Origin of the sequence: Solibacillus sp. FSL R7-0682 (assembly GCF_038005985.1) — a bacterium.
GTDB lineage: Bacteria > Bacillota > Bacilli > Bacillales_A > Planococcaceae > Solibacillus.
The window spans coordinates 2,748,817-2,767,913 of record NZ_JBBOUI010000001.1; the positions used below are offsets into that span (position 1 = coordinate 2,748,817).

Genomic DNA, 19,097 nt, shown 5'->3' on the forward strand with positions numbered 1-19,097 from the left:
ATTTATTACTTTTTCGATGGAATAATTATCCCAATAATAGCTCCTACGAGAGCAGGAACAATCCAACCTAACCCAATCGAATATAAAGGTAAAAATTCTTTATAAAATTCAGCAATTGATGATAAAAAACCTATTTCGAAGGCAGGTACACTGTCAATTAATGCATTATATCCATCAATAATACTAATAAAGAACGTAAATAAAATCGCCGTTGCAAAGACTAACTGTTTGTTTCTAAACAGCGGTCCAGCTAATGCAAGTAAAATTAATACAATTGCTAATGGATATAAGAACATTAAAACAGGAATAGCAAATGTTATAATATTCGTTAAGCCAAAGTTAGCAATAGTAAACGATACAATACAAAGTACTACAACGAAAGTTTTATAGCTGATTTTCGGATACACTTCATTAAAAAATTCACTACAAGCAGTAATTAAACCAATACTCGTTTTCAAACAAGCTAATACAATAATAATCGCTAATAAAATCGCACCGTATGACCCGAAATAATGATCAGCTACGGCAGCAAAGATTTGACCCCCATTATCATATGTACCTATTGCTGTTACACTTGATGCGCCCATATAGGCAATAAGCCCGTATATTAACATCATTAAGGCCATCGCAAAAATACCTGATTTCCAAGTTGCTTTAGCAATTTCCTTTTTATCTGTGATTCCTGTTCTTTTTATTGCATTAATGACGATAATACCGAACGCAAGGGAAGCAAGGGCATCCATTGTGTTATAGCCTTCTTTAAAGCCCGTCATAAACGCTTCATTTATATAACTGCCTACAGGCTCAACGAAATTACCCATCGGTGAAAACAAACTAACAGCAATTAATATAAATAAAAAAATTAAAAATGCTGGGGTTAAATATTTTCCGATATAATCCATAATTTTCGCTGGATTTAGCGAAAAATAAAAGACAATAGCAAAGAATATAAAGCTAAATACGGCGAGCCATATTTTCGCCTGCGATGGGTCAATAAACGGTTCAAATCCTACAACAAACGGCACCGTTGCCGTACGTGGAATTGCAAAAAACGGACCAATTGTTAAATAGAGTGCTAAGGCAAAGATGACACCAAATACTGGGTGCACTCGACTCGCTAAATCTCGTAAACCATTGCTCCCTGATAAGCCTATTGCTAAAATTCCTAAAAACGGCAATCCAATCGCCGTTACTAAAAAACCAAATAGTGCTAGCGAATAATTTGTACCTGCAAGTTGACCCATTTGGATTGGAAAAATTAAGTTACCCGCTCCAAAAAACATCCCAAACAGCATCGTACCAATTACCGCATACGTTGAAAATGGTATTTTTTTATCCATTGTCGTCTCTCCTAAGATGAAAAATTTCTTTGTTGAGTATTGACGAAATATATCGATTTTTCACAACAATAGACAATATGATAACAGGCAATTAAAGTGAAAACAATAGCAAATCTTTAATAATGAAATTTTTATTCAGAATATTACCGAAAATCTACTATTTCAAAAAAAGGTTCTAAGTCAAATGTTGGGGTAATGTCATAATGATTCATTAATTGGCACTACCTTTTTGTTTTTTTCTAAACAAGTCCGTTGATTTCCATTACGGGCGGACGCTTTCCGCGGGCTCACAATTTTCTAAGATTAAACCTTTTAATCCTGGGATATTCATATAGCACAAATTGAATAGATACCCCAACAAATATTATAGAACCCAAAAAAAGAGCTGCACTGTGAATACACGTATTCATAGTGCAGCTCCTACTATATATTCATTATGCAATATATTGACGACGCTGATTTTCAATCCACACACGCATTGTACGGTAAATCATCGTGACAATAACTAGCATCATAATTCCTTTAATAAGATTGAATGGTAAAATACCTAATATAACTGTTTCATACATATCGAATTCTGGCATTCCTAATAGATACGTATACATAGGTAAAAATGCTAAATAATTTAACGCTGCCATACCGACTGACATCACAACAGTTGACGCAACCAAGCCTATAATTAAACCTTTTACAGTTGGAATTTTTTTATAGATGAAGTAAGCAGGTAAAATGAATAATACACCTGTAGCAAAATTCGCTAAATGCCCTACAGGAATCCCTTCAGGCGCTCCTGTGTATACCCAATCTAAAATATTTTTAATAAGTTCCACTAAAATACCAGCAACCGGTCCCATTGTAATTGCCGCTATTAATGCAGGCACATCACTAAAATCGATTTGTAAAAAGACAGGAAACCACGGTAACGGGAAGTTAAATAACATTAATACAAATGAAATCCCACTTAGCATTCCGATTGTTACGAATGAACGTAACTTTAAACTTTTCTTTTTCATACTAAATCTCTCCTCATTGCTGATTCTATCTCGCAAGAAGAAAGGACGGACATACCATTTTCATGAAAAAACCCTTATGTAATATTTACATAAGGGAGAAATAGGCACACTTAAATAAGGGTCTATCCGTACATTTGTAGTTATAACATCCTATTTTTTGTATACAAAAGAAGCCTTTATACAAAAGGATATTTTTATTGTACTACAAGCGTACGACATTTTTCATAAAATGACGACCGTACCTTCATCTTCTCCCATCCAGACTATACTGTCGGCTTTGGAATCACACCAAATCCTGCACACACAAAGTGGCTCGCGGGCTCGAAAAGTTTTGACGCAACGTCCTCCAAGTGAATGGTCAGAGGTTGACACTTTTATTACCGCCGGTCGGGAATTACACCCTGCCCCGAAGATGAATCAATATTAAATTATGTTACACTACCTATTATAAATAAAAAAAAAGAATTGTAAAGACTATTGCATACAATTCCTAGTAAATTTATTTGAATTTATAGATAAGGTTTCATCTTCCGACCATTACGTAAGATGAAACCCCATGATTTATAATTATTAATAATAAAAGATATTTGCTGCAATTGGTTTATCTAATGGCCCTGTAAAATTAAAGCCATTCCACTCTTCTTGGACAATTTGTTCGAACTTTACTTGTCGATCAAATTGGGCAGCTGTCATTAATATCCCTTCGATCATACGCATCACTTCAATGGCATCAAATTGTTGTAAATCAAGTTCATTATCAAATTTCACAGTAACTACATTCTTATCGCTCTTCACTGTGTAAGTTACATTTGGCAAAATTACTGTTCGATAAATATCATTCGCTTCGGTTGTCATATTTTGTAGTGCTTCTTCCACTGTGGAATAGCTCATACGAAAATTAGGACTTAAATAGACCGCGCCAGTACTCATTTGATAAGCATAATAATTATATTTTTCCGACGAACTTCTTAACGAAATCGGCTCTTTCACCTCGCCCACATAATCAAGGTCAATACTTGCTCCATCCATGTTTTCTAAATACACTTGCTCATAATCATCACTAAAAGTATCAATAAGGGTACCAGTATAATTCGATAATGCCCCTAAACTTGTATCATATGGATGATCTTTAGGCAATTGATGAACTAATTCTCCATCCTTTTCCAGGAATTTCCCCTTAAAAGGATGGAATTCTCTGAAACCTCGCCCCTCTTCATCAATTAATGGAGCAAATGCTTCATACAACTGCAACTTGGTTGGTGCTGTCGTTCCTAATTTTTCATTGACAATTTCATTGGGAATTAAAAAACTAACTGGTACACTTTCTGCATTATCACCTGATAAGCCAATTGTGAATAGCGTTACATCTTGTAATTGTGACTCATATACTAACGTATGTGCAGCTAATGATTCATCCAGAGAAAAGGATGAGGCTTCTTCCGGCAAAGCCAATCGTTCATTTTTCGCTGCGCTATCAGCCATTTTTAAAGAGCTTTCGGTTAATGCCTCACTTGCTTGATCCTGTGCTACATTATTTGACGAACCAATAAACTGTCTTGCAAATACAACAATTAAAAATAGCGAAGCAATAGAAGCAATTAATGGCGTCCAGCGAATTCCTTTCGGTTTAACAACTTTTTTTTGTGGCTGAGGCGATTGTTCACTAAATGCACCTTCATCTAAAAGTCGCTGGAAAACTTCCTCTTTGGAACGATTGTCTGTAACTTTTGGCGACTGCTTTAATAAATTTTCAATCTCACTCTCATCCCAATGCTCTTTTTTCATAATGAATTCGCCTCCTTTCCATTATTTCGATCAAGTATTTGGCGTAAGTTTTTCAGTGCTCGATGCTGTGTTGTTTTAACTTTACCAATTGTCCAACCAAGCACTTCTGCCGTCTCTTGTATCGATAACTCTTGCATGTAGCGCATTATGACAACCATTTTTTGATCTCCAGAACATTCTTCTAATGCAACTAATATTTGCTGCAATTGATCATTATGCTCCGTATACTCTTCAGGTGAAGGTACCGGTGAAACAAGTTGCTCTGTCTCCCAATCAAATGCTGTAAACGCATGCTTATCTCGAATTTGTTTCTTCCGAAAATGATCTATCGCTACGTTTTTGGCAATAGAGAATAGCCATGTCTTTTCACTACTTTTCCCTTCAAATCGATCATAGGATTTCAATACACGTATATATACTTCATGCGAAAGATCTTCCGCAACTGAACGATTTTTCACTAAATAAAACAAAAAATTAAAAACATCTTGATGATACATGTCGTATAATCGATGGAATATGGATTGTTGCACCCATCCCACCTCCGTTCTATTAATTTGTCGTTTCAAAACAAAAAAAGTTACAAACCAGCAAATAATTATTAGTTAGTTAGGCTCATCTACTCAACATATGAAGAAAGGAGCTGCTCTGAAAGTAATTACTTACAGGACAACTCCCCTCTCCTTGCATATTTCCATTATAGTAAAAAGTCATACACTGTGCCAAATTGTACCTCATTAAACATTTTTATGATAATGGTAAATAAAATGTAAAAGTAGTACCTTGCTGTTCGACACTGTCAACAGAAATTGTTCCTTTATGAGCTTCAACAATGTTTTTAGTAATCGCCAAACCAAGTCCTGTACCACCCTTTGAGCGAGTACGCGCTTTATCTGCTTTATAAAAACGCTCAAATACGTATGGTAGATCGTCTTGAGGAATTCCTTGGCCAGTATCCTGTACTTGTATTTTTGCAAAATTTTGCTTTTGCTGAATCGATACTGTTACCAAACCTTCAGCTGACGTATGTCGAATAGCATTATCAATTAAATTCGTTAAAACTTGTTCAATTCGATCTTCATCAATATGAATTTCCATATCCTCTGGAATATCCGTTTCAAACTGCAAAGTAACGTGATTTTCTTTTGCAGCTTGTCCAAATTTTTGCGTCATACGTTCAATCACTGTAACAAGTGAAACATTTTCTTTATATAAAGTCATATGTCCTGATTCCATACGCGCCAAATCGAGTAAATCTGTAACAAGTCTTCCCATGCGCTGGGATTCTTCATAAATCACTCGAATCATATCATTACGCTCTTCTTCTGTTGTGACGACACCATCGATTATTGCTTCTGAGTAGCCTTGAAGCATTGCAATAGGCGTACGCAGTTCATGAGAAACATTGGCAATAAAATCAGATTTTAATTTTTCAAGCTTTGTTTCCTCTGTTTTATCGCGAATAACAGCTACAGCACCACGAATGGCATCCCCACTATAAAGAGGGTTAATGGAAATACTATAATTGGATTTTCCGATCTCTAATTCCTCATCTAAATGGTCTTCAAAATTTAAAACATGATCCAACATATGATAAAACTCTTCCGGAATAGGCTTCGAACTATCCAATCCCTTTGCAACAAACCATTTTTGTAATAATCGCTCTGCTGGTGGATTGCTCAGCAAAATTGTTTTATCTCGGTTAAACGTAATTACAGCATCACTCATCGAAGTCAAAATACTCGATAATTGTTCTTTTTCTTGGTTAATAACCTCTAAATGATGACTTAGTTGACGCCCCATTTGATTAAAGGCAACTGCTAACTGACCAATTTCGTCATTTTGCTTCGTTTCAATTTTCGCATCAAAACGTCCCTTCGCTAATTCAAATGCGTGTTCTCGCATTTTCCTTAAGGGGAAGGTTATTTTTGATGATAAGAAAAAGGCAAAAATTGTTGTTAATATGAAAGCAATTGCTGCAGCTATAAAGACAATTTTCGTCGTCTGTCTACTTGTTTGATAAACAGCATCCGGATTTTTATAAATAAATACAGCTCCATGGGTTTCCTCTTCACCCTTCAGTGGGAAACCAAGAACAATATAAGTACTCTTCTTATTGTTCTCTTCATTCGAAGGGAGTACTAGCTCTTTGACGATTGGTTCTGTTGTAGCGTATACTTTTTCAAATGCTCTATTCGAAATAATATCCTGCTGTATTTGTTGTTGATTTACACCTATTTGCTCTGCATAAAGTACTTCATTTGGATTTTTTGCTATGAGTACATTTGTTGATTCAGTTAAAATTTCTGAAATAATTGTAAATTTTTTATCATCAAGTCCCTCATCATCAACAATACTTGCAATGGCTGCCGCAGTTTGACGTAAGGATTGTTCAGACTGTTCATTATGGTATTTTTCTAAAAACTCCAGCATAAAGACCGTAAAAATAAAAAGTACAAACGAAACGAGAAGCAAAATGGTTACCCATAGCTTCCCGACAATACTTGTTGCTATTCTATTCATTTACAACCTCAAATTTGTAGCCGACACCCCAAACCGTTACGATCATCTTTGCCGCATTTTCAGAAACACGGTTTAATTTTTCACGTAAACGTTTTACATGTGTATCAACTGTACGTAAGTCACCAAAGAAATCATAGTGCCATACTTCTTTTAAAAGCTGTTCACGGTCAAATACTTTATCAGGTGATTTCGCAAGGAAATATAATAACTCGTATTCCTTAGGAGTTAAATTCACTTCTGTGCCATCAGCAGTAACACGGTGCGCGTCATGATCAATTGTTAAATGTGGAAATACCACTAAGTCTTTCGATGATGATGCATTTGATACTGGTGAGAATACTGCAGATCGACGTAAAATTGCTTTTACGCGTAGGACAACCTCACGTGGACTAAATGGTTTCACTATATAATCATCTGCTCCAAGCTCAAAGCCTTGTACACGATTTGCTTCTTCACCTTTAGCAGTTAATAAAATTATAGGTGTTGTCTTCTTTTCTCGTAATTCTGCACAAACTTCTAGTCCATCTTTTTCAGGCATCATAATATCTAATAAAATACAATGATATTCTTTTTCAAGAGCCATCGTAAGCGCTTGCTCACCATTCTCTGCCTCATCTACTAAATAACCCTCACGCTCTAAATACATTTTTAATAAGCGACGAATACGATCCTCATCATCTACGATTAATACAGAAATATTTTCAGACACTGGTGTTACCCCTTTCAACTCTCTATTCACTCTTCTATTGTACCTTTTCAAATTGCGATTGAAAAGAAAAGCTCTACCAAACATGGAAGAACTTTTCTAAAATTATGATATTTTGTTAAACTTATGCGTAAGAATGTAAGCCGGCAATAACTAAATTCACTACGACTAAATTAAAGAGAATAATTAAGAAGCCGATTACAGTTAACCAAGCTGTTTTTTTCCCTTCCCATCCTTTTGAGAGACGTAAGTGTAAAAAGGCAGCATAGAATAACCAGGTAATAAGTGCCCACACTTCTTTAGGATCCCATCCCCAGAAGCGACTCCATGCGATTTGCGCCCAAATCATTGCGAATATTAACGCACCTAGTGTAAAAACAGGGAAGCCTATTAGTACAGCACGGTACGCAATCTCATCCATTAATGTCGAATTAACACGGGACACTAACGGCTGTAACATTGTAGAAACTTTCTTTCTAAAAATTATACGAATCAATACATATAATACAGATCCAAAAATAATAGACCAAACGACCGTCGTTAATTTACGTGCATCAATTAATGCAGGTAATTCAAAAATTGGGGTCATTTTGTTCGTTGAAAGCTCAACATATTCATTCATCCCAAAAATTGCAGGCATCGTATAGGTAATTTCTTCTGTATTATCCATCGTATCTACATATTCAAATTTGGCTTCATAGTTCATTACGTTAAAAGTTGTCGTTGCAACAACAAAGCCAACTACAAGTACGCAGAAGAACATGACAAATTCAAGCCAGAAACTTTCCTTTGAGCGTACCTTCGTATTAACGTTTTTCAATAAGTATATTAACCCTGCTACTGCACTAATCGCAAAAATTGATTGCCCTAATGCTGCCGTAATAACGTGAATTGTAAGCCAATGACTCTTTAAAGAAGGCACAAGCGGACTTACTTCACTCGGGAACATAGAAGCATAAGCAATAATTAATAAAGCAATAGGTAGTGCTACAACACCAATTGCCGATACTTTATACATGAAATAAATCACAATAAAGGACAGGACAATAAACATCCCAAATGCAGTAGTAAATTCAAACATGTTACTTACAGGTGCGTGTCCCGTATAAATCCAACGTGTAATAAAGTAACCAAGCTGTGCCACAAAACCGATAATCGTTATAATAATCGCAATCTTACCATACTTGTTTGCGCGATTAGCTGCCGTGTCATTTTTTTCTTTTATAGCACCACCAAATAACAATGTACCAACTAAATAGCAAATGAACGCAACATATAGTAAGTTACCACTTAAATCGATTAAACTCATAAGGTTTTACCTTCCTTTTCGTTTTCTTCATTATCTAATTGTTCAGACTCTTGCTGATCAAAATATTGCGGCAAATATGCATGTACTGTTAATGAATCTAAATCTTTCTTCATACTAAACCAATTTTTGTTCGTATGAGCTGCTAAACGAATTGTGCCATCTGAAAGTTGTTCCACCCATATACGGCGGTGATTCCAATAAGATCCGATAATGACACCAAGCATAAAGATAAAGCCGCCGACAAATAGTATTGGAAGTGTGCGGTCGTAACGAATCGTCAACCCAGACATATTACGCATTTCGACATTCGAGAATTTCATTTTGTATTGATTTTCACCGTCAGGCTCAAGCGTTTGTTGAATCGCTACAAAGCTTGTCTCCCCATCTGGTGTTTCGGGTGTGAACATTTTAAATATAAATGCTGGATTATTTGGGGTTTGTGTTGCTGTTTGTGGCACCCCTTCTTTAAATCCTGAGAAATCCGGATAGTAACCTAGTAAATTTACTTTTGCCCCGTTTTCTAAATCATACGTATCTTTTGGATCAGTTAAATCAATGCTAACTTGTCCTAAAGAAACTTCAGTCTCTTTATTTGTTAACTCAAAAACCATCGTTTTTAATTCATTTAAACGATAATCCATTTGGTAGATTGCATAGCCCTCATGTTTAAGCGGATGGTTCACTCGAATTTCATAACTTTTTATTTCAGCCAAATTCTCAGATTGACCAGCAACCGCTCCCTCTTCCTGTTTAAAAAGGGTCACATCCGTTTGGAAGTTTTTTGCTACTACGTTAACCCCTTGCTTTAATTGCTCCCCTTGTGGATCATTGTCGTAAGTTTCTAAAATAAATCGATCGTTATGTAAGAAATAGCCGTCCATGCCTGGAATAGCACGCGTTTCTCCTTCACGTAGCCACATCGATTCATCAACATAAAAACCAGGTACTAAATGAAGCATAACACCAATTATAAAGACAATTAGTCCAACATGGTTAACATAGGGGCCGTAACGAGAAAAACGCCCTCGCTCCGCTAAAAGTGCATTGTCTTCTCGACGTACATTATAATTTAATTCTTTTAATTTTTTCTCTACTAACGATAACGTCTCTTCCTTATTTTCAGTAGGTTGTCCCTCTGCAATAATGCGTTGTCGTTTCATAAAGCTTTGATGTCTTTTTACTCGCTGATTTTTTAATGATTTATGTAAAGGAATTCCTCGGTCAATACTGGCAATAATAATGGATACACCTAACATTAATACAAGTATTTGGAACCAAATAGATGAATAAAGATCCGATAAACCTAACGTATAGTATATTTCACCGAACCAACCGTAAACATCTGAATAATACGCTTCCTTCTCTGCGTCAGTTGCTACACTAACATAAAATTCTTGAGGTAAAATTGTACCAATGGATGCTGCTATTAAATTTAAAATGATAAGTGCTATACCAACTTTTACACTCGAGAAAAAATTCCAAACTTTATCGATTATTGATTTGTTATACGTTTTTGAACGAATCGCAGTTCCTTCATAACGCATGTCTGCAATTTTTTTATCTTTTTCCTCTGCAGTAAGCGGCCTTCCACATTTTTGGCAGAGCTTTGTACCTTCTGGATTTTCGTGCCCGCATTCACAAATAATTTTATTCATTGCGTTAACTCCTATTCCGGCTTAATCGAATCCATATACTGAGCTATTTGTTGCTCACTCATTTCACCTTTAGTAATGCGTTCGATTTCACCATTCGGTTTAATGAAAATAGTAGTTGGGAGTGGACCAATATTGTAGGCAGTAAAAACACTCTTTGTTTTATCAATGGCAACCGGGAATGTCATGCCCATATTAGCAACGTAATTTTTTACTTCAAATTCAGATTGCGCAAAATTTACTGCTATTATTTGAACACCTTCATTTTTAAAAGCTTTATATTGTCTCGTCATCGCTGGGAATTCACGTTCACATGGCTCACACCAAGTGCCCCAAAAATTTAAAACAACGCCTTGCCCCTCATAATCTGCTAAACGATGCTTTTTACCATTTAAATCAACTACTTCAAAATCCGGCGCCTCTGCCCCTACTTTAATGATTTCTATTTTATCTTTTGTAACAGCTGCAAAAACAGTGTACCCTATGGCAATTGCTAGTATTGCTAAAATAATACCACGTGTAACAGAACGACGCTTTTTCTTTTCCAAATAAAAACCTCCTTTCTTTTAGCAAACTTCTGTTGCCTATTATAGCAAATTAATACAATTAACTAATGATTTTATTATGAAGGATTTATGAACGTTACTACTATATTTCCGGTGTTAATCTAATTTACCTGTTTCCGCTAATACACGTAACAGCTTTACTTCGTGTTTTGTTAACTCACGGTATTCACCGGGTGTTAACCCTGCTAAGTCTAAAAAGGCAAAGCGCTCACGCTTTAATTTAACAACTGGTGTACCGATTGCTTCAAACATTCGACGTACTTGACGGTTTTTTCCTTCGTGAATCGTAATTTCACAAATGGCTTTACCTGCCTTTTCATCAAAGCTTGTCATACTTACTTTTGCAGGCGCAGTTTTGCCATCTTCTAAACGGATTCCGCCTTGCAGCTTCATTAAGCCTTGTTTTGTTGGGACGCCTTTTACACGTGCAATATACGTCTTATCAATTTTAAATTTCGGATGAGTCATTAAATTTGAAAATTCACCGTCATTTGTTAATAATAGTAAGCCAGTTGTATCATAATCTAGACGACCAACTGGGAAAATTCGTTGGTGAACACGCTTTTTAAAAATATCTGTAACTGTTTTACGACCTTTATCATCTGTTACTGCTGAAATGTAGCCACGTGGTTTATATAATAAGAAGTATACTTTATCTTCTTTTTCTAATTTCACGCCTTCAACTTCGATCTCGTCTGAATTTGACACCTTAGTTCCCAATTCGCGGACGATATTACCATTTACTCTAACTTTACCTTCTAAAATTAATTGCTCTGCTTTTCGTCTTGATGCTACTCCTGCATAAGCAATAACTTTTTGTAATCTTTCCATAAGTTCACCTCATTGATTGATAAATTGCAGTAAACGTATACCTTCACAGCATTCGCCTCTGCATATTTTAACTGTTGAAAATTATGTCATACTTTCCTTCAATATTAAAGAAAATTAACTTTTCTAATAATAGGGTAACATTTACAAAAGATTAATTTCTTCTTACTAGTTTCGTCATGAGTAATTCATCTTTTAAATACACATGCCAAACTGCACGTTTCGATTTATCAACCCTCGATAAATAAACAACATGACGAAATTGCTCTAGCTCGCCTTTTTTAATGAGTACACGCATAGGCTCTTGTAAATAAATTGTCACATCGTTTTGTTTGTATGGCCCTTTATCGGCGATTGTAACAATGTCGTATTCCCGTTCGATTTCATCGGCTAAATTACGGTGGACATTCCAATCATTTCCTTCATTTATTGTAACGATAATAAATTGTTTTTGTTCCCGCTCAAAAAAAGTGGCGAGTGTACGTCCTGCGACCTTTGTGTAGCCTGTCTTACCAATTGTCGCTCCAATGTCCTGATGCAACAATCGGTGTTTATTACTCCAATGTGCACCTTCTTTATACAATTTTGTTGATGCAATTTTACGAAATGCTTCATTTTGCATCGCTATTTGCAACATTTTCGCCGTATCATAAGCTGACGCTAAGTGTGTTGGCTCATGGAGGCCTGTCGGATTATCAAAATGTGTTTGCTTAAGACCATTGTATTGTGCTTGTTCATTCATAAGTTGAACAAACCCTTCCACTGAACCACCAACGTGCTCAGCTAAAGCCACTGCAGCATCATTTCCAGAACGCATCATTAAACCATAAAGCAAATGCTCAACAGTATAGACTTGCCCTTCCTCTACATAGATTGATGAACCTTCAACTAGTGAAGCTCGTTTTGAAATTGTCACTTCGTCTGATAGCTCACTATTTTCAAGAACGACATATGCCGTCCAGATTTTTGTCAAACTGGCAATTGGAAGCGGAATATGCTCATTTGATCCCATTAATGTTCGACCATTTTGCATATCCATTACAACATAGCTACGTCCTTGCGCTTCACTAGTAGAGCTATTTAAAAACACAAGTAAGCCTACTACTACGCACACAAACCACTTTTTCAATTAGTCACTCCTTTAGTTTTGATTAAATGTTTCCTGGAATTTCGTTAAAAATAAATCCGTTGGTTGATCATCATCCTGCTCAACATGCTCAGGTAATGGCGGCAATTCGTTAATATTCTGTAACCCGAAATAGTTTAAAAACTCTTTCGTTGTTCCATATAGAATCGCTCGACCTGTACCTTCTGCTCGACCTACCTCTTGTACAAGAGCACGTGAAACAAGTGTAGCAATTGGTCGTTCACTTTTCACGCCTCGTAAATCCTCTACCTCAGCGCGAGTAATTGGTTGCTTATAGGCAATGATCGCTAATACTTCAAGGGAAGCACCTGTTAAAACTTGATTTGTTGGGTTTTCAATTAATTTTTTTAACGTTGCAGACATATCTGGTTTTGTTGTTAATTGATACGTACCGGCTAGTTGTTTTATTGTAATGCCACGCATTTCGGATTCATTATATTGTGATTCCAATTCGCTTAATCCAGCTTCAATATCCATCGTGTCTACTTCTATATATTGTGCTAGTTGCTTAACAGTCATTCCTTCATCCCCAGCTACGAATAATAGTGCCTCAATTCGGCTCAATAAATTGTTCGAGTTCATCGCCAATATCCTCCTTTTGTAGCAATACAGTTAAATCATCGAAGTTATTTTGTTGCTCCACAAAAACAACTTGGCGCTTCATCAATTCTAATAATGTTAAAAATGTTAGCACAAGGGTTGGTTTATCATCTGCCTCAAAAAGCGTTGAAAACATAACTTTCCCACCTGCGCCTTTTAAAATATTTACGACCGTACGCATTTGATCTTTCACTGAAATTTCTTGTCTTGCAATTCTTGTAGCTAAAGGCTTTTTCAATTGCTTACGACGCATTAACTTTTGGAAAGCACTTAACATATCATACACATTTACATTTTGGTCAAATAATACAAGCTGTTCATCCGGCATAAATTCCGACAAATCCGCTGGTGCTTTCGTGAAAACTTGCCCACGTTCGCTTTCTAATTCTTGCAATTGAACTGCAGCTTCTTTATATTTTTTATATTCGATTAAGCGAGCTACTAACTCATCACGTGGATCGGGCTCGTCAACTTCGAGTTCAGTCTCGTCTATTTCACCTTCATGAATTGGGATTAGCATACGACTTTTAATAGCAAGTAATGTTGCAGCCATTACTAAATATTCGCTTGCTTCATTTAATTCTAACGTTTGCATCGCATGGATATGATCAATATATTGTTCCGTCAGTTCTGCCATTGGAATATCATAAATATCAATTTCCAAGCGATGAATTAAATGTAATAATAAATCTAGTGGCCCTGAAAAGGCATCAAGCTTCACTTCATAAGACATTTTATTTACCACCTGTCAATTCTAGTCGAAAATTGAAGCATCTTGTACAACTTTCACTCGGAATAATTTTTTAATATTTCGGTCTTAGTAAGACCAAATTCATAACGCAAAAATTAGCGAAAAATACACGCTGATTAATGCTCCACTTTAATAGTATAAAAGAAAGGTGAGAACAATGCATCCTTTGTTTCATCCACTGTTTGTCGATTACTGTGCTTATTTTAACGACAATAAAGATTATTTTGAATGCCACGAGGTATTAGAAGAATATTGGAAAGAAATTGCACCAGGTGAAAAGTTTCATCCGCTCGTAGGGTATGTGCAATTAGCGACGAGTATGTATCATTGGCGTAGAGAAAATTTTGCCGGTGCGAGTAGAACTTTGCAAAAAGCAATCAATAATTTTGAACAAAATCAATTTGATATATTTTTCTCATTTATTGACCTTCCACACCTTTTAAATGATATGAAAAAATGTCACTTCAACATGATTCATCATAAGCCTTTTTCTGAAATTCTATTACCTATTACAAACAAGGAACTTCAACTACTAGTTAATGAAAAAATAACCACCCTTCCTTCACTTTCAAAGCAGTTTATTTTCAATAAGCATATGCTAAGGGACCGTTCAGAAATTCTTTCAGCAAGAGAACAGAAAAAAAGAAGTCGAGATTAGTCGACTTCTTTTAATATAGGTATACATTTTTCAACGAAAGTCTTCGTTTCTTCATTTGCTAAAATTTGCTCATATCCATGCTCGCGAAGCTCTTGCAACATCTCAAGTGCAACACCTTCACCTCTATAAGACGGGATTACCGTTATATGTTGAATAGTTGCAATATTATTTTCCTCAACTAAACCTACTGATCCAACGTATTCTTCGCCTTTTTTCCATAAATAAAGTGTCCAATTTTCGTTTTGCTCGTAATGCTGAATGGTTTCCATTAAGCGCTTAATGTCCTTTTCTTGTGGCATTAATGAAAGTAAGCCCATTGCAATTTTTTCAAGTGCTTTTTTATATCGAACTAACATTTTCACATTCCCTCAATTCTACCATTGCAAATGCTATCAAAAGTTTGATTGAAATGCAATAACACAATTTTCCAACGTTCCAATGAGCGGCACGGCACATTACGATTTCGTAAACATGTAAACTAACGGACTAATGACATAAATAAATAGTAGAGACCAAAGTATAACCCCGGCTACTAAACCGATTCCCCATTTTGCTTGTTTTGATAATTTCATCGATTACTCACCCTTTTTAAATGCTAGCGGGAGATCATTTGCGACGATATCTTCATAGCTTTCTCGCTTAATTGCTAACTGATGCTCGCCATTTTCTACGAATATGACTGCAGGTCTTGGTAATCGATTATAGTTTGATGCCATTGAATAACCATATGCTCCGGTACAGAACATCGCCAAAATATCATCTGTTTGTGCTTGTTGTAATGCTGCATCAATAATTAATTTATCGCCTGACTCACATAACTTTCCTGCAACTGTGTATGTACTAGATTTTGCTTCATTTGCTTTATTAGCAATGATCGCCTCATATTTTGCATCATATAATGCAGGACGAATATTGTCACTCATCCCACCATCTACAGCAATATACTCACGTACGCCTGGAACTGTTTTTTGTGAGCCAATTGTATAAAGTGATGTCCCTGCATCTCCTACAAGAGAACGACCAGGTTCAATCCAAATTTCCGGCATTGCTAATTTTAACTTAGCACTTTCAGCCTGTACAGTTTTGATCATATCTTCTACATATTCATGGGGTTCTAGCGGTGTATCATCTTCTGTATATCGAATGCCGAAGCCACCACCTAGATTTAGAACAGTTGCTTCAAATTGATAGTCCTCTTTCCATGTACCCATTTTTTGCATTACTTTTTCTGCAGCTAAGCGAAAGCCTTCTGTTTCAAAAATTTGTGACCCGATATGACAATGTAAGCCTAAAAGTTGAATATATTCATCATTCACCACTTGCTCAAAAGCTTTGTCTGCTTGCCCGTTAGTTAAGTCAAATCCGAATTTAGAATCCGCTTGTCCTGTTGTAATGAAATCATGTGTATGTGCCTCTACACCTGGTGTTACACGTAATAATATGTTTATTTTTTGCTTTCGTGCTTGTGCAATCTCTTTAATCAGTGTTATTTCATAAAAGTTATCCACTACGATACAGCCAATACCCGTCTGAAAAGCTAAATCTAGCTCTGTAAAAGATTTGTTATTCCCATGGAAATGTATACGATCAGCTGGGAAGCCCGCTTTAATTGCTGTATATAATTCTCCACCGGAAACAACATCTAGCGATAAATCTTCTTGTGAAGCTAATTGATAAGCAGCTACGCATGAAAAAGCTTTTGAAGCATATGCAACTTGTGCTTTCACACCTAATTTTTTAAATGTGTTAATAAATCCACGCGCACGTTGACGAATTAAAGCCGTATCGTAAATGAATAATGGTGTACCATAGTGTTTTGCTAGCTCTATTGTATCTACGCCACCAATTGCTAAATGCCCATGCTCATTTATTTGTTGAGTTCCGTATAAATGCATATTATTCTCCCCTAACTTAGCCAATCCGCGCTAATATTCTTAAAAGTCACAAAATAGTATATGTGAACTTTAACATAGGAGAGAATGTCATGCAATGTGCGTCTATACCCTTTTTCGCTGTTTTGCACCTACAACAAAAGGTCTGAGCGCATCGTTGGACATCGGGAAGCGAATAATCACCCGCGCAAATGCCTTTGGGAAGAATGGAACAAGTGGCCATAAATATGGAACTTTCATCGGTTTTAAAGTACATAAATACGTGAAAATAAGGAAAATTCCAATGAAAAAGCCGTTCATACCTAACAGTGCCGTAATCGCCAATAGTAGGTTTCTGAAAACTTTAATGGATATACTTAATTCATAGTTCGGAATTGCAAAGGTAAAGATCGCTGTAATTGCCGTATAAAGGACAACCTCACTTGAAAATAACCCGACATCAATTGCTATTTGTCCAATGATGATACCGGCAATTAGTCCCATTGCGGTCGATAATGGGGTTGGTGTATGAATAGCAGCAATACGTAAAAATTCAATCCCTATATCTGCAATTAATAATTGTAAAAATATGGGTATATCACTTTTTTCATTAATACCTATAAAGGCTAAACTATCAGGTAATAAATGTTCATTAGTTACTAATAAATACCAAAAAGGAAGCAGTATAAAGCTCAACATTACAGCTCCATAGCGGAGTATACGCATCATCGATCCAATAAGTGGAGCTTGCCGATACTCTTCTGCGTGTTGCAATAAATGAAACATCGTAACAGGAAGTAACATAACAGAAGGTGAAGTATCGACAATAATCGCAATATGACCTTCTAAAAGATGGGCTGCAACAATATCAGGCCGCTCCGAATAGCGGACAAATGGTAAAGGATGATATCTTTGCTTAAATAACCATTCTTCTAATGATTTGTCCCCCATCGTTAATCCATCATGCTGTATTTGAGAAAGTCGATCTATTACCCATCGCAAATGATCCTCATTCACTAAATTTCCCATATAAGCAACGACGACGTCCGTCTGACTGTAAGTAGTTACTTTATGCATTTGATATCGAAGCTCTGTACTTCTAATTCTCCGACGAATTAATGCGACATTTTGAATGACATTCTCTGCAAAGCCATCGCGCGAACCTCGAATTACCTTTTCGTTGTCGGGCTCTTCTGGGTTTCGACCTGGGTACTCTCTAAATTCAGCTAGGAAGCTATAACCACTTAAAGTAACAAAGCCTACTCGTCCACTTAAAACTCCAAGTAAAAAGTCATCGATCGATGTTGCTTCTTCTTTACCATGATAATTAAAGTGTGCATTAAAATAAGCTACTTCATCTTCAATTTCTTCTTCTTGCTCCCACTGTAAATTTGTAAGCATCTCTGCAAGACTTTCACCGTTGACTAATCCACTGATGTATACGACTAGCGTCGGTAAATTTTTAATCGTTATATTTTTAATACACACATCGAATGTGTTTTCCGAATCAAAACAAGTTTCAAAATACGTTTTTGCGATCTCATATGTTGCAAATAATTGATTCGTCATTTTTTCACCGTCTTTGCATTATTCGAAACACTCATCCAAGTTTTTAATTGGGCTAAAATTTTCTTTTCAAGTCTTGATACTTGTACTTGTGAAATACCTAACCTTTCCGCAATTTCTGTTTGCGTTAAATCTAGATAATAGCGAAAATAAATAATGGATTGCTCACGTTTGCCTAACCGTTTCAGTAAATCCTTCAACGGAATGTAATCGAATGGTAGCACCGATTTGTCGTCTCGCATTTGATCCATTAGTGTAATCGAGTCGCCATCATTTTCAAATAATTGATCATGAAGACTTGCGGGATCTCGCATCGCATCGGTTGCCATTAAAATATCATCCTGGGAGACATTTAATATCGCAGCTAATTCTGCAATAGATGGCGATTTTTCATTCGTTTTTAAATATTCATCTGTTGCATGACGAATTTTAAAATTCAATTCCCGAATGGATCGACTCACCTTTACCATGCCATCATCTCGTAAAAAGCGTTGAATTTCCCCAATAATCATCGGCACCGCGTATGTCGAGAATTTCACCTCATAACTTAAATCAAATTTATCAACGGACTTCATCAATCCAATGCAACCTATTTGAAATAAATCATCGAGTTCTACACCACGAGAAGCAAATCGCTGAACGATTGACCAAACAAGGCGAGTATTCCCTTCAATCATAATTTTTCTAGCGACTTTATCTCCTGATTGAGAACGGGCAATAAGCTCGCGCATGTAGGATTGCGTTAATAACGTTTCAGATGACTGTTCGATGTTCCTCACCCCCTA

At 36.2% G+C, this 19,097-nt stretch carries 18 protein-coding genes and 1 riboswitch; of the genes, 1 reads left to right on the top strand and 17 read right to left on the bottom strand.

From position 1 onward, the window contains the following. Window positions 1-5 precede the first annotated feature (5 nt). The 13 genes from brnQ to MKZ17_RS14025 all read right to left on the bottom strand — a co-directional run bounded on the left by brnQ (window position 6) and on the right by MKZ17_RS14025 (window position 14,199). On the bottom strand, window positions 6-1,340 hold the full coding sequence (gene brnQ / locus MKZ17_RS13965; RefSeq protein ID WP_340724339.1) for a branched-chain amino acid transport system II carrier protein: 1,335 nt from the start codon (window positions 1,338-1,340) through the stop codon (window positions 6-8). A 434-nt stretch (window positions 1,341-1,774) separates the two neighbouring features. Next, a complete protein-coding gene (locus MKZ17_RS13970) occupies window positions 1,775-2,353 on the bottom strand; it encodes an ECF transporter S component (RefSeq protein WP_340724340.1) in 579 nt (192 codons plus the stop codon). A gap of 242 nt (window positions 2,354-2,595) precedes the next feature. After that, a riboswitch (FMN riboswitch) is annotated at window positions 2,596-2,771 on the bottom strand. Window positions 2,772-2,923: 152 nt separating this feature from the next. Next, entirely contained in the window at window positions 2,924-4,138 is a 1,215-nt protein-coding gene (locus MKZ17_RS13975; RefSeq protein ID WP_340724341.1) for a hypothetical protein, read from the bottom strand. Then, window positions 4,135-4,668, bottom strand: a complete 534-nt coding sequence (locus tag MKZ17_RS13980) for an RNA polymerase sigma factor SigX (RefSeq protein WP_340724342.1) — start codon at window positions 4,666-4,668, stop codon at window positions 4,135-4,137. Before MKZ17_RS13980 ends, MKZ17_RS13975 begins: the two co-directional genes overlap by 4 nt. A gap of 214 nt (window positions 4,669-4,882) precedes the next feature. After that, the gene (locus MKZ17_RS13985) at window positions 4,883-6,658 is read right to left on the bottom strand and encodes an ATP-binding protein (protein WP_340724343.1); all 1,776 of its coding nucleotides are present in this window, start codon (window positions 6,656-6,658) and stop codon (window positions 4,883-4,885) included. Then, complete coding sequence (locus MKZ17_RS13990; protein WP_340724344.1) at window positions 6,651-7,367, bottom strand: response regulator transcription factor; 717 nt, start codon at window positions 7,365-7,367, stop codon at window positions 6,651-6,653. Before MKZ17_RS13990 ends, MKZ17_RS13985 begins: the two co-directional genes overlap by 8 nt. Before the next feature lie 121 nt (window positions 7,368-7,488). Then, complete coding sequence (ccsB, locus tag MKZ17_RS13995; protein WP_340724345.1) at window positions 7,489-8,673, bottom strand: c-type cytochrome biogenesis protein CcsB; 1,185 nt, start codon at window positions 8,671-8,673, stop codon at window positions 7,489-7,491. Next, on the bottom strand, window positions 8,670-10,328 hold the full coding sequence (locus MKZ17_RS14000) for a cytochrome c biogenesis protein ResB (RefSeq protein WP_340724346.1): 1,659 nt from the start codon (window positions 10,326-10,328) through the stop codon (window positions 8,670-8,672). Before MKZ17_RS14000 ends, ccsB begins: the two co-directional genes overlap by 4 nt. A gap of 11 nt (window positions 10,329-10,339) precedes the next feature. Further along, window positions 10,340-10,873, bottom strand: coding sequence for a thiol-disulfide oxidoreductase ResA (resA, locus tag MKZ17_RS14005; RefSeq protein ID WP_340724347.1), 534 nt, complete (start codon window positions 10,871-10,873; stop codon window positions 10,340-10,342). A 114-nt stretch (window positions 10,874-10,987) separates the two neighbouring features. After that, window positions 10,988-11,722 carry a pseudouridine synthase gene (locus MKZ17_RS14010; protein WP_340724348.1) on the bottom strand — a complete coding sequence of 245 codons (735 nt, stop codon included), beginning with the start codon at window positions 11,720-11,722 and terminating at the stop codon, window positions 10,988-10,990. A gap of 151 nt (window positions 11,723-11,873) precedes the next feature. Beyond that, window positions 11,874-12,848 carry a D-alanyl-D-alanine carboxypeptidase family protein gene (locus MKZ17_RS14015; protein WP_340724349.1) on the bottom strand — a complete coding sequence of 325 codons (975 nt, stop codon included), beginning with the start codon at window positions 12,846-12,848 and terminating at the stop codon, window positions 11,874-11,876. Window positions 12,849-12,860: 12 nt separating this feature from the next. Then, window positions 12,861-13,448, bottom strand: a complete 588-nt coding sequence (gene scpB / locus MKZ17_RS14020) for an SMC-Scp complex subunit ScpB (protein ID WP_340724350.1) — start codon at window positions 13,446-13,448, stop codon at window positions 12,861-12,863. Beyond that, on the bottom strand, window positions 13,417-14,199 hold the full coding sequence (locus MKZ17_RS14025; RefSeq protein WP_340724351.1) for a segregation/condensation protein A: 783 nt from the start codon (window positions 14,197-14,199) through the stop codon (window positions 13,417-13,419). Before MKZ17_RS14025 ends, scpB begins: the two co-directional genes overlap by 32 nt. 175 nt (window positions 14,200-14,374) lie before the next feature. Here MKZ17_RS14025 and MKZ17_RS14030 point away from each other — a divergent pair, with 175 nt between their 5' ends. After that, window positions 14,375-14,875 carry a DUF309 domain-containing protein gene (locus tag MKZ17_RS14030; protein WP_340724352.1) on the top strand — a complete coding sequence of 167 codons (501 nt, stop codon included), beginning with the start codon at window positions 14,375-14,377 and terminating at the stop codon, window positions 14,873-14,875. On the opposite strand, the gene MKZ17_RS14035 is transcribed toward MKZ17_RS14030, so the two are convergent. The 4 genes from MKZ17_RS14035 to MKZ17_RS14050 all read right to left on the bottom strand — a co-directional run bounded on the left by MKZ17_RS14035 (window position 14,872) and on the right by MKZ17_RS14050 (window position 19,091). Next, window positions 14,872-15,231 carry a GNAT family N-acetyltransferase gene (locus MKZ17_RS14035; RefSeq protein ID WP_340724353.1) on the bottom strand — a complete coding sequence of 120 codons (360 nt, stop codon included), beginning with the start codon at window positions 15,229-15,231 and terminating at the stop codon, window positions 14,872-14,874. The two genes, MKZ17_RS14030 and MKZ17_RS14035, sit on opposite strands and share 4 nt — an antisense overlap. A 219-nt stretch (window positions 15,232-15,450) precedes the next feature. Further along, entirely contained in the window at window positions 15,451-16,770 is a 1,320-nt protein-coding gene (gene lysA, locus MKZ17_RS14040) for a diaminopimelate decarboxylase (protein WP_340724354.1), read from the bottom strand. 102 nt (window positions 16,771-16,872) lie between these two features. Further along, on the bottom strand, window positions 16,873-18,315 hold the full coding sequence (locus MKZ17_RS14045; protein WP_340724355.1) for a spore germination protein: 1,443 nt from the start codon (window positions 18,313-18,315) through the stop codon (window positions 16,873-16,875). Then, a complete protein-coding gene (locus tag MKZ17_RS14050; RefSeq protein ID WP_340724356.1) occupies window positions 18,312-19,091 on the bottom strand; it encodes a SigF/SigG family RNA polymerase sporulation sigma factor in 780 nt (259 codons plus the stop codon). The genes MKZ17_RS14045 and MKZ17_RS14050 overlap by 4 nt, the downstream gene beginning before the upstream one ends. Window positions 19,092-19,097 lie beyond the last annotated feature (6 nt).